12 protein-coding genes are annotated in these 12,155 nt (G+C 33.9%); 10 read left to right on the forward strand and 2 right to left on the reverse strand.

Annotated elements, in window-relative coordinates:
- The first annotated feature begins 17 nt into the window (after window positions 1-17).
- The 9 genes from rsfS to H3T54_RS02395 all read left to right on the forward strand — a co-directional run bounded on the left by rsfS (window position 18) and on the right by H3T54_RS02395 (window position 7,155).
- On the forward strand, window positions 18-332 hold the full coding sequence (gene rsfS, locus H3T54_RS02355) for a ribosome silencing factor (RefSeq protein WP_232351485.1): 315 nt from the start codon (window positions 18-20) through the stop codon (window positions 330-332).
- A 4-nt stretch (window positions 333-336) separates the two neighbouring features.
- Window positions 337-807: a 23S rRNA (pseudouridine(1915)-N(3))-methyltransferase RlmH gene (gene rlmH / locus H3T54_RS02360; RefSeq protein ID WP_198220715.1), complete on the forward strand. Its 471-nt coding sequence runs from the start codon at window positions 337-339 to the stop codon at window positions 805-807.
- A 13-nt stretch (window positions 808-820) separates the two neighbouring features.
- Entirely contained in the window at window positions 821-1,285 is a 465-nt protein-coding gene (gene ybeY, locus H3T54_RS02365; RefSeq protein ID WP_198220717.1) for an rRNA maturation RNase YbeY, read from the forward strand.
- A gap of 86 nt (window positions 1,286-1,371) precedes the next feature.
- Window positions 1,372-2,244: a CNNM family magnesium/cobalt transport protein CorC gene (corC, locus tag H3T54_RS02370; RefSeq protein WP_110447421.1), complete on the forward strand. Its 873-nt coding sequence runs from the start codon at window positions 1,372-1,374 to the stop codon at window positions 2,242-2,244.
- On the forward strand, window positions 2,237-3,778 hold the full coding sequence (gene lnt / locus H3T54_RS02375; RefSeq protein ID WP_198220719.1) for an apolipoprotein N-acyltransferase: 1,542 nt from the start codon (window positions 2,237-2,239) through the stop codon (window positions 3,776-3,778). The genes corC and lnt overlap by 8 nt, the downstream gene beginning before the upstream one ends.
- Window positions 3,779-4,004: 226 nt before the next feature.
- The gene (locus H3T54_RS02380) at window positions 4,005-4,913 is read left to right on the forward strand and encodes a glutamate/aspartate ABC transporter substrate-binding protein (RefSeq protein WP_110447419.1); all 909 of its coding nucleotides are present in this window, start codon (window positions 4,005-4,007) and stop codon (window positions 4,911-4,913) included.
- Between the two features lie 82 nt (window positions 4,914-4,995).
- Window positions 4,996-5,730 carry an amino acid ABC transporter permease gene (locus H3T54_RS02385; RefSeq protein ID WP_110447418.1) on the forward strand — a complete coding sequence of 245 codons (735 nt, stop codon included), beginning with the start codon at window positions 4,996-4,998 and terminating at the stop codon, window positions 5,728-5,730.
- A gap of 1 nt (window position 5,731) precedes the next feature.
- Window positions 5,732-6,433, forward strand: a complete 702-nt coding sequence (locus H3T54_RS02390) for an ABC transporter permease subunit (protein ID WP_110447417.1) — start codon at window positions 5,732-5,734, stop codon at window positions 6,431-6,433.
- Complete coding sequence (locus tag H3T54_RS02395; protein WP_198220721.1) at window positions 6,430-7,155, forward strand: amino acid ABC transporter ATP-binding protein; 726 nt, start codon at window positions 6,430-6,432, stop codon at window positions 7,153-7,155. The genes H3T54_RS02390 and H3T54_RS02395 overlap by 4 nt, the downstream gene beginning before the upstream one ends.
- Window positions 7,156-7,230: 75 nt before the next feature.
- Here the strand turns inward: H3T54_RS02395 and recD are convergent, their stop codons facing one another.
- Together recD and H3T54_RS02405 are read right to left on the reverse strand one after the other, a co-directional pair.
- Window positions 7,231-9,087 (reverse strand): exodeoxyribonuclease V subunit alpha, encoded by a 1,857-nt coding sequence (recD, locus tag H3T54_RS02400; protein ID WP_198220723.1) that lies wholly within the window; start codon window positions 9,085-9,087, stop codon window positions 7,231-7,233.
- A 24-nt stretch (window positions 9,088-9,111) separates the two neighbouring features.
- Window positions 9,112-10,689 carry a DUF4139 domain-containing protein gene (locus H3T54_RS02405; RefSeq protein WP_198220725.1) on the reverse strand — a complete coding sequence of 526 codons (1,578 nt, stop codon included), beginning with the start codon at window positions 10,687-10,689 and terminating at the stop codon, window positions 9,112-9,114.
- A 231-nt stretch (window positions 10,690-10,920) separates the two neighbouring features.
- Here H3T54_RS02405 and nadR point away from each other — a divergent pair, with 231 nt between their 5' ends.
- Window positions 10,921-12,153, forward strand: coding sequence for a multifunctional transcriptional regulator/nicotinamide-nucleotide adenylyltransferase/ribosylnicotinamide kinase NadR (gene nadR / locus H3T54_RS02410; RefSeq protein WP_065614557.1), 1,233 nt, complete (start codon window positions 10,921-10,923; stop codon window positions 12,151-12,153).
- Window positions 12,154-12,155: the final 2 nt, after the last annotated feature.

The raw sequence follows: 12,155 nt of genomic DNA on the forward strand, positions 1-12,155 counted from the left end.
ATTGTAGAGAGATTATTTTGCAACAATCATTACAAGATTTTATTATTGATAAAATTGATGACCTCAAAGGAGAAGATATAGTTACTCTAGATGTTCGTGGTAAATCAAGTATTACCGATTATATGATTATCTGCACAGCCACATCTAGCCGTCATGTAGCATCAATAGCAAGACACTTACTTGATGAAGCAAAAAAACAAGGCCATCTTGTATTAGGAAGTGAAGGCCAAAATGATGCTGATTGGGTGGTAGTTGATATGGATTCTGTCATTGTACATATCATGCAAGAACAGAGCCGACAACTTTACGAACTCGAGAAACTTTGGAGTTAGTGACGTGAAAATACAGCTTATTGCTGTTGGCAATAAAATGCCCAATTGGGTAACCACTGCTTTTAATGATTACCAATCCCGTTTCCCCAAAGATATGCCTTTAGAACTTATCGAAATAGCATCAGGAAAACGGACTAAAAATGCCGATATTGTGCGAATTTTAGATAAAGAAGGTGAATTAATGCTAGCTGCATGCGGCAAAGGTAATCGCATTGTCACATTGGATATTCCAGGCAAACCTTATACGACCCATGATTTAGCAAAACAACTTGAACGTTGGAAAACCGATGGTCGTGATGTCAGTTTGTTAATTGGCGGTCCTGAAGGTTTGTCGCCAGCCTGTAAAGCGGCTGCTGACCAAAGTTGGTCATTATCGCCTTTAACATTGCCTCATCCATTAGTACGAGTCATTGTTTCTGAAAGCCTTTATCGTGCATGGAGTTTAACGGCTAATCATCCTTATCATCGTGAATAGGTCGAATTATAAAATGAGCACTATTATTTTAGATTTGCAAATTGCTAGTGAGCATCATGAGAATCTACCAACAGAACAACAAATTATGCAATGGCTAGAAGTGATCTTACCGCAATTTATGGATAATGCCGAAATTACTATACGTATTGTCGACGAAGAAGAGAGCCAACATCTTAATTACACTTATCGTAATAAAGATAAACCGACAAATGTCTTATCATTCCCATTTGAATCACCAATTGAAATTGATGTGCCGTTACTCGGTGATTTAGTGATTTGTAAAAAAGTGGTTGAAATCGAAGCTAGCGAACAACATAAATCATTAACATCACATTGGGCACATATGATTGTCCATGGATGTTTGCATTTATTAGGATATGATCATATTCTTGACGAAGAAGCTGAAGAAATGGAAAATATCGAAATCGACATCATGGAACAATTAGGTTTTGATAATCCTTATCAACTAATTGATTAAATAAATGTGACTAATAATCTGTTTAGATATTAGAACAATAACAATAAACCCAATTATATTTGGTATTACAAAAGGAAGAGAGCAAAATGAGTGATGATAATCACCGGAGACCCAAAAAAGGGTTTACATTATGGTTAAGTCAATTATTCAATTCAGAACCAAAAGATAAAGAAGAACTGATCGAAGTTATTCGTGAGGCTGAAGAAAACCAACTCATTGATCCTGATACCCTTGATATGATCGAAGGTGTAATGGATATAGCCGATCAACGCGTTCGTGATATCATGATACCCCGCTCTCAAATTGTAACAATCAAAGATAATTTCACCCTTGATGAATGTTTAGATATTATTTCTGAACATGGCCATTCACGTTATCCAGTAATTAGTGAAGATCGAGACCATATCGAAGGGGTTCTATTAGCCAAAGATTTACTCATTTATATTCGACAAGGTGTCAACGATTTTGATTTGAAAAAGATCCTAAGACCAACTGTTGTCGTTCCTGAAAGTAAACGAGTTGACCATATGTTAAAAGAATTCCGCATGCAACGCTATCATATGGCGATGGCGATTGACGAGTTTGGTGGTGTTTCAGGTTTAGTCACTATCGAGGATATTTTGGAACTTATTGTTGGGGATATCGAGGATGAATACGATGAAGTTGAAGATCGTGATATTCGCCGTTTATCACCATCAGTTTATTCTGTCCGAGCCCTTACTTCAGTAGAAGATTTTAATGAAATTTTTGCTACCACGTTTAGTGATGATGAAATGGATACTATTGGCGGACTCGTCATGCAACATTTTGGCCGTTTACCAATCCGTGGCGAAACGATTACTATTGATGGTTATCAATTTAAAGTAACCATTGCTGACCGAAGACGTATTATTCAATTGCATGTCACAATCCCTGAAAATGCCGCTATACCTAATTTAGAGCAATCAGAAAATGCTTAAGCAGATTTTATTGAGCTTTATCTTTGGTGCAATTGCTGTATTCAGCTATGCGCCCTTTCATATCTGGCCGCTTGCTTTTGTAGCATTTGCTGGCCTTTTATGGTTAATTGCTGATAAACCGAAAAAGAAAGCAATGCTTATTGGTTTTAGCTGGGGAATTGGCTATTTTCTATCTGGTGCTCATTGGGTTTATATAAGCATTAAACAATATGGTGAAGTACCAACTCCGGTAGCGGTAATTATTTTAGGACTTCTAATCGCATACTTAGCATTTTATCCTATGTTATTTGCATTATTGTTAAGAGTATGTGACAGCTTCGCACCAAAATTCTCAATAAAACAATTAGTTTTCCTGGCCCCTATATTGTGGCAGCTTACTGAATTTTTACGTGGTTATATTTTAACTGGTTTTGCTTGGTTAGAACTGGGATATAGTCAACTAGACAGTCCATTAAGAGGCTACTTCCCAATAGTTGGAATAAATGGTGTCACATTAATATTGACTATCTGCTGTGGTTTGGTCATCTATTGTTTAAATATGGCATTAAGCCGCTCGACTAAAAAGCACCCAATTGGTGCAATATTCGCACTATTTACGCTCTTTATTGCACCAATATCATTCAATTTAATTAATTGGACAACAATTGACCACAGCCGTTCTGCTGATTTTAGCTTAATTCAAGGTAATATTTCACAATCTCTTCGCTGGACCAGAGAGCAACTAAATAATACTCTGCAAACTTATGGTTCATTAACCGAACAAAATCTTGCTAAAGATAAAATTATTATTTGGTCTGAAGCAAGTATCACAGATTACGAAATTAATCAGCAACCGTTCCTCCAATTTTTAGACAACGAAGCAAGAGCAAATAATAGTGAAATAGCTGTTGGTATTATTGATTACCGTTTAGAAAATTACGGTTATCAAGAAAATCCTGATATTTATAACACATTGCTAGTGTTAGGTGGAAAAACACCATATCAATACCCTAACACCAATCGTTATCAGAAACATCATTTAGTGCCGTTCGGTGAATTTACTCCTTTTGAATCATTACTTGATCCTATTGCGCAAATGCTTGATATCCCAATGTCATCCATGCAAGCGGGGGCTGAAAAACAACCACCACTTGAGATAAAAGGCTTTAAATTTACTACAGCAATATGCTATGAAGTTATTTTATCCGACTTAATATTGAAAAACTTTACGGCAGACACAGATTTTTTACTAACTGTATCTAATGATGCTTGGTTTGGTAACAGTATTGGCCCCAAACAACATTTACAAATGGCGCAAGCAAGAGCCTTAGAATTTGGCAGACCAATGATTCGTAGTACCAATACAGGCATTACAGCAATTATTGATCATCACGGTCAAATTGTTAAACAATTACCACAATTTCAAACTCAGGTTTTAAATTACAAATTATCACCTACCGTTGGTTTAACCCCTTATGCAAGGTTTGGAAACCTTTCCTATTACCTAATTATTTCAATACTATTTATTCTGATTTTTGTAAAAAACCGTCGCTAAGCAATATTTTGGCATAAATATTGCTTCTATATTATTGAAATTCAGAAAATTGGCTACGTTAAGAATTGATAAAGATCATAGAATTTCTTGACTGTAGCTTGTCCTTTTAAACGATAAATAAACAGTAAAAAGTACTTTTATGCTAAAAAATAAGTTATAATATACGCCCTTTGTAAAAATATTAAATTTATTTAATATGATACAAATTAAACAGTAGGAGATGAGTATGTACAAAAAGACAAAACTAACCAAATTAGTGTTATCATTAGCAATGCTAGGCCTAATGAGTGGTGCCGCAGTTGCAGAAGAACTAAGTGGTACATTGGCTAAGATCAAAGAAAGCGGTGTAATTGTTGTTGGTCATCGAGAGTCTTCTATCCCATTTTCCTACTATGGTGAAAAACAAGAAGTTATCGGTTATTCTCAAGATTACTCTAACTTAATTGTAGATGCAGTCAAAAAAGAACTAAACTTACCGGATCTTAAAGTTAAATATTTACCTGTTACCTCTAAGACTCGAATTCAATTACTAAATAACTATACCTATGATTTTGAGTGTGGTTCTACAACAAACAATCTTGAACGTCAAAAGACTGTAGATTTTTCTGACAGTATTTTTATTGTAGGTACCCGATTCCTTGTTAAAGCAGATAGTAATATCAATAGTATTGAAGACTTAAAAGGAAAAAATGTGGTGACTACCGCTGGTACTACATCTGAAGTCCGTTTAAATCAAATCAACAATAAAGAAAAATTGGGTATTCGTATTATTACACCAAAAGATCATGGTGATGCATTTAATGCTCTCGAAACTGGTCGAGCTGTAGCATTTTTAATGGATGATGCACTTTTAGCGGGCGAACGTTCACGTGCAATTAATCCTGCAGAATGGAAAATTGTCGGTGAGCCATTATCTTATGAATCTTATGGTTGTATGTTAAGAAAAGGTGATACCCAATTTAAACAATTAATGGATAAAACCATTGCTGATGCCCAAAAATCAGGAAAAGCATTAGAATCTTATAACAAATGGTTCACTCAACCTGTTCCACCAAAAGGAGCGAATATGGCTCTAGAAATTTCACCAAAAATGGTTGAGCTTTTTGCAAATCCAAATGATAAAGCATTAGATTAATACTTTTCTTATCTTTCTAATCCTATGTACTAAATGGTCGTTACATTTAGTACATAATCTAATTTAGTGAAATAAATATATTATGAGTTTCAATTGGACACTATTTCTTGAATCCACCCCGTATGGTGATGGAATTTACTTAAACTGGCTTTTGGACGGTATTATTGTAACCGTTTCATTAGCGGTTACTGCTTGGATCATTGCATTCATACTAGGATCACTAGTGGGAATCTGTAGAACATTAGAAAATAAATTTCTAAATCGTTTTGCAGCCGGTTATATCCAACTATTCCGTAATATCCCATTACTAGTACAAATGTTTTTATGGTACATGTTATTTCCAGAAATTCTTTCTGGAAGTTTAAAAACATGGTTTATATCTGGCTTATCACCGGATGTTAGTGCATTTATTACGGCAGCAATTGCTCTAGGTTTGTTTACTTCTGCGCGTATTGCGGAACAAGTTAGAACCGGTATTCAAACTTTACCTAAAGGTCAACGTTATGCCGCTATTGCACTTGGTTTAACAAATCGACAAGCATATATGTATGTTTTACTACCTAACGCTTATCGTCGTATTATTCCACCACTTACGTCTGAAATGACCAATATCATTAAAAATTCATCAGTTGCATCCACCATTGGATTGATAGATTTGATTGGTCAAATAGATCGCATTAACGATGCAACCAACAGCATTGTTGAAATATTATGTGGAGTAACAATTGCATTTATGTTGATAAACTATGCCGTACTTACCATTATGCGTTTTGTTGAAAAACAAACCCGCTTACCTAATATGAGTCATGGAGGATAATATGCAACTACTCAATTGGATTGCAGATATACCTTCATTGGTATTAGACAATTATCATTTACTATTAAGTGGATTGTGGTTAACCGCTAAAATTACATTTACTGCCGTTGTATTTGGTATTGTTTGGGGGACAGTATTAGCTTTAATGCGTTTATCAAATAATAAAATACTAAATATTTTTGCTAAATGTTATGTCAATTTATTCCGTTCCATTCCATTACTGTTAGTTTTGTTATGGTTCTATTTAGCATTACCACAAGTTATTAAACATATATTTAATTTACCGCCTTATGCTGATGTTAGGATTGTTTCAGCAATGATTGCATTTGCTTTATTTGAAGCAGCTTACTATTCTGAAATCATACGTGCAGGAATTAATGCGGTTGCTAGAGGTCAATATCATGCAGCTTACGCATTAGGTATGACCAAAAGTCAGGCAATGCGTTTGATAATATTACCACAAGCATTTAGATCAATGGTGCCATTGTTGTTAACGCAAGGTATTATCTTGTTCCAGGATACCTCTTTGGTTTATGTGATGAGCTTAATTGATTTATTTGGTGCCAGTGTGACCCAAATCGGTACGGTTCAGGGTGGCACAGTTAAATATTCAATGATTATTTTTGCAGCAATAAGTTACTTTATAATTTGTTATACTGCTTCTCGTTTAGTTAATTATTTCAAGAAAGGGATAAGTCGATGATCTCCTTACAAAATGTATCAAAATGGTACGGAAAATTTCAAGTATTAAAAAACTGTACTACAAGAGTAGGTAAAGGTGAAGTTGTTGTTGTTTGTGGGCCTTCTGGTTCAGGTAAATCAACACTAATCAAAACCGTAAATGCTCTAGAACCTATTCAACAAGGTAAAATTATTATTGATGGTACTGAGATTACAAATCCATCGACTAATTTAGCAAAACTGCGTTCAAAAGTGGGAATGGTATTTCAGCACTTCGAGCTTTTCCCTCATTTAACAATTTTGAAAAATTTGACACTTGCTCAAATTAAGGTATTAGGCCGATCAAATGAAGAAGCACGTGAAAAAGCGCTATCGCTATTAGATCGTGTTGGCTTATTAGCTCATGCGGATAAATTCCCAGCTCAACTATCTGGCGGTCAACAACAACGTGTTGCAATCGCTCGAGCACTATGTATGGATCCTGTCGTTATGCTATTTGATGAACCAACCTCGGCTCTTGATCCAGAAATGGTTAATGAAGTACTAGATGTTATGGTTGAATTAGCTTATGAAGGCATGACAATGATGGTTGTTACCCATGAGATGGGCTTTGCACGTAAAGTTGCACACCGAGTAATCTTTATGGATGCAGGTGAAATCATTGAAGATACCTCAAAAGAACAATTCTTTACCAATCCACGATCAGATCGAGCTAAAGACTTTTTAGCTAAGATCATCCACTAATAAATAAAAAGAGCACCAACTATAATACAATAAGTTGGTGCTTTATCTTTATCAGCAATAATTTAAGTGTCGATACTATTGTAAAACATTTTTTATCTGTTCCACTAAGCCACTTTCTCGATGTATTTGACTTTTCACTACACGATCTAAAATTTTAGCATCAGCATAAATTGAAACTGTTTTTTTAGCCCTTGTTATTGCTGTATAGAGCAATGATCGATTAAGTAATGGTGAAAATTCTGTTGGTAGAATAATATTGACATGATCAAATTCAGAACCTTGAGATTTATGGATTGTCATTGCATAGGCTGTTTCATGCTCGGGTAATCGATAGGGAGAAAAGCCTTTAATAGAACCATCAGAAAAAGGGAAATAAACCCGTAGTTTTGAGTGATCATGTTCAGCCCTAAGTGTAATACCAATATCACCATTATATAAACCTAATGCGGTACTATTACGTAAGATCATAATTGGTCGGCCAATATACCATTGATCACGATTATTTAATTTAATCAATTTATGTTTGGTCAATAATAACTCAATTTGTTTATTTAACCCTCCTACTCCAAACTTACCTTCACGTAAAGCACACAGTAAACGACACTCAGCAAATTTGCTTAAAATACTGGCAATATCATTATTTTGATGATGTTTAATAGCATTTAGATAATTTTTATAATGTGCGACACAATCATCTAAAACAGCTTGGTAAGTTTGACTTGAAGATAATTCATAATAACAAGCATCTGGTAAAGATTTATTGGCTAGCAGTTTTTTAACCGCTTGCAATTGACCTTCTTTCACCGCATTAGCCAACAAGCCTATTCCTGAATACTCATTAAAACGATAACTTTTTTTCAATAAGCAAATACTATCGGTGATCATGCTTGCAGGTTGGTCTGCGATTGGAATAGCATAGCCAGTTAATCGACTTAGTTCATCTGCCCTAGATTGACTATATCCATTTAAAATAAAGTCACATAAGTCTCCAAATACCGCACCTGCTTCCACAGAAGATAGCTGATCTTTATCACCCAACAAGATTAAGCGAGCACAATCAGGCAGAGCTTCAATGATTCTTGCCATCATATTCAGATCAACCATTGAAGCTTCATCAACCACAAGAACATCAATATGTAATTGATTGTGTTTATTATAATTAAATGAGCGATTATCAGTTTTTGCACCCAATAAACGGTGCAGAGTCACTGCTTCGGTTTTAATATTTAATGATTCAAAAGATAACTGTTCAATTGCTCGACTAAGAGATTCTGTTAACCTTGATGCAGCTTTGCCTGTTGGTGCTGCAGCCACGATTCGCGTGGTAGGATCATTTAACACTATTCCGGCCAAAATTTTAGCTACTGTTGTTGTTTTACCTGTACCTGGGCCACCTGAAATAATGGCTACTTTACGAGTTAGAGCCACCGCAACCGCAATTTTTTGCCAATCAACAGTTGTATTATCATCAACAAATAGTTGGTCAAGAATATTTTTTAAGTCGATCGGTTTACTTGATGCAATATTCAATTGTGGTTGATTAAAATACTGAGCAACATGACGTTCATCTAGCCACATACGTTGAAAATAAAGTTTATTTTCAATAAAAATAAGTGGTGCAAGTTGTTCTCCATCACTTACTACTTGTTTATTTGAAGCTACACTGAGTACATTAACCCAATCTTCAACGGTTGGAGTATTGAGCTCCTGCCAAAGTTGCGGATCAATAACTTGTTGATTCAGGCGAGTAATATCAAGACAAACATGACCTGACCTGACTTCTTGACTTAACGATATAATTAAAAAGGCAAAACGTTTGCTAATAATTTCATCGTTGCCATCAACTTTATTGACCAAAAATTGGGCCAAATGAAGATCAAGTAAACTGATCTGACTGTTTTGCTTAAATTGCTCGAACCAATTAGTTAACATAGGTTATACTTTATTTTATGAGGTTTATAAACCATATATATCTTCTTCTTTATCATTTGGATAAGTGAGTTTAAAACCTAAATTAAGATCTTTAGTTTCATTTGGATTTAAAGTAAATCGCCAAGTTAATAATCCAGTTTGTTTATCATATTGAGCACCATCATATTTGGTATCAGCAAGTATTACGGTTTTATTTAAAATTACCGGTAGCTGATCATTAACTTCTATATCAATTGGCAATGTTTTATTATTTTTGACATCAATAGTATAAGCATACTTTTGTGAAATATCATCACCAGATAGTAATGGAGTTGAGGTTTCTTTAACATTACGATTGCGGGCGATTAAAATGTTTTTATCACGTCCTAATGAAAAATCCAATGTCTCTTTAGCACTTTGGGTTGAGATAGTTGTCTCACCAACAAAATCTCCATTAAAGAAGATATTGGCTTTTCCTGAGAAAAGATTCAGTTTATCCCAGTCTCTTATCTGTGCTAGTAAATAAACACTACTATCTAATTTAGGCGTTGAAATATAATGATAATTAGCTTCAACTTCTTTTGTCTGCAATGTAAGAATATTATTTTCACTATTGGTTTTGATAGTATGAGGTAATTTAACATCAAAATGGGTATTGATACCTAAAGTATTAACTTTAGTATTTTGGCCAGGCTCTACCAATCTTGATTTTGATTCTCGTTCGTAATATTCTTCTTTCTCGGACTTGGAAAAAAATAGACCACTTTTTTCACTATAAACATCAATATACCATGGATTAATTTCTGGGGCAGATATACCTTTACTTGGATTAGAGGTTGATAAACTAAAATCGACATTTTGCCAATCTAAACCACTGTTTTGATAAATTGCTGCTTTATAGGTCAATTGTAAAGGCGAATTAATATCGGCAACTCGGACATCATAAATCGGTTCCCAACCAGCTTCAGAGGTAACATATGAAAGTGTAATAGGTAATGTAATATCTTTATTGGAAATGACTTTGACAACAACCGCATTATGTAATTTGTCAGCTTCTTGCATTTCATCTATTTGGGTTTGGCATTGTTTAATTTGTTCATCTAACAAATCAATTTCTTTTTGTAATCGACTTTGTTCATTTAATGTCAAAATTAGATTAGCTTTCACAAAATCAAGTGCATTTTTCATGGCAACTAAATCAGCAGATCCACTTTTAACTAAACTATCTAAGCGATTACCTTGCAAAAGTGAAACTTGTTCATTCACCACTTTTAATTGAATTTCTACAATATCATGCTTTTCTTGTAGTTGTTGCAGTTTATCAATAACTTTTTGAATATCCTGATCATTATTAATACTTCCAGCATATTTATTATTTAATGATGTCGACAATATTTTGACATCATTATTACCAAAACCAACATTGATTGAATCAGGCTTAACATTATTAGCGATACCTGTTAATATGATTTCACTTTCACCTTTAGTTAATAAAACAGTTGACTGACCTTGTAATTCGGCACCTTGTAAAAACAAAGTTACTTTATTTAATGTAACATTATTATTTGCCAAAGCACTCCCTGAAATTAATGCAATCGCCAATGCAATTTTATGAATTTTCATATTAGCATTTCCCTATATCACCATGATTTTATTTATTAATCTACTAAATTAATGTAATTAAAAATATAATTATCTACAGTTTTTTTATGATAAAAATATTCATTATTTTATATTTAATCAGCATAAGATTTAAATTACAAATCAAAAATATTTATTTTTTGTTTAGTATATTGAACATTTATAAAAAATAATGTAAATTTTGTAACAAATAAAAAACGAAAAGGAGGCGGTATGGATGGTTTCAATTATTTAAAAGCAGCCATAAAACGCAAAAACTTATCATTACAGACTGTTGCTGATGCTTGTCAAATGACTAAAGGTTATTTGAGCCAATTGATTAATGATAAAATTAAAAATCCAAGCGCACAGAAATTACAATCACTGCATCATTATTTACAAATAGACTTAGCCAGCAAAAATAAAAAAGTTGGAGTGATTTTTGGAAAATTTTATCCATTGCATACTGGTCATATTTATTTGATTCAACGTGCAATTAGCCAAGTTGATGAACTTTATATTATTCTTTGTTCCGACACCATCCGGGATATGGCGTTATTTGAAGAAAGTGCTATGTCACGCCAACCAACGATCAATGATAGGATTCGTTGGTTGCTACAAACATTCAAATATCAAAAAAATATCCATATTGAACTTTTAGAAGAAGATGGTATTCCGGCTTATCCAAATGGTTGGAATGAATGGAGTGATAGAGTCAAAAAATTATTTAAAGAAAAAGGCATTAATCCTAGTTGCGTCTATTCAAGTGAACCACAAGATGTAGCCATGTATAAAGATTTATTCGATTTAGACACAGTACTTATCGATCCTACTCGGCAATTTATGCAAGTCAGTGGTACTCAAATTCGTCAAGCCCCATTAAAAAATTGGCAATATATACCAACAGAAGTGAGACCATTTTTTGTGAGAACGGTGGCTATTCTTGGTGGTGAATCAAGCGGTAAATCGACATTAGTAAATAAATTAGCCAATATGTTTAATACCACTAGTGCTTGGGAATATGGCCGTGATTATGTATTTTCTCATCTTGGTGGCGATGAACGTGCATTGCAATATGCTGACTATGATAAAATTGCATTAGGGCATGCTCAATATATTGATTTTGCTATCAAACATGCTAATAAAGTGTCATTTATTGATACTGATTTTATTACCACTCAAGCATTTTGTAAAAAATATGAAGGTAAAGAACATCCTTTTTTACAAGCTATGATCAATAATTATCGATTCGATTTAGTTATCTTATTAGGTAATAACACACCGTGGGTTGCTGATGGATTAAGAAGTTTAGGCAGTCCAAAACAACGAAAAGATTTTCAACAATTACTGATCTCATTGTTAGAAAAAAATCATATCAAATACATCCAAATTGATTCACCAGATTATGAAGAGCGTTATTTGCGAAGTATCGAACTAGTCAATCAACTTATTAATGATGAAGAGTAATA

The organism is Gilliamella sp. B14384G10 (assembly GCF_016101685.1).
Taxonomy (GTDB): domain Bacteria; phylum Pseudomonadota; class Gammaproteobacteria; order Enterobacterales; family Orbaceae; genus Gilliamella; species Gilliamella apis_A.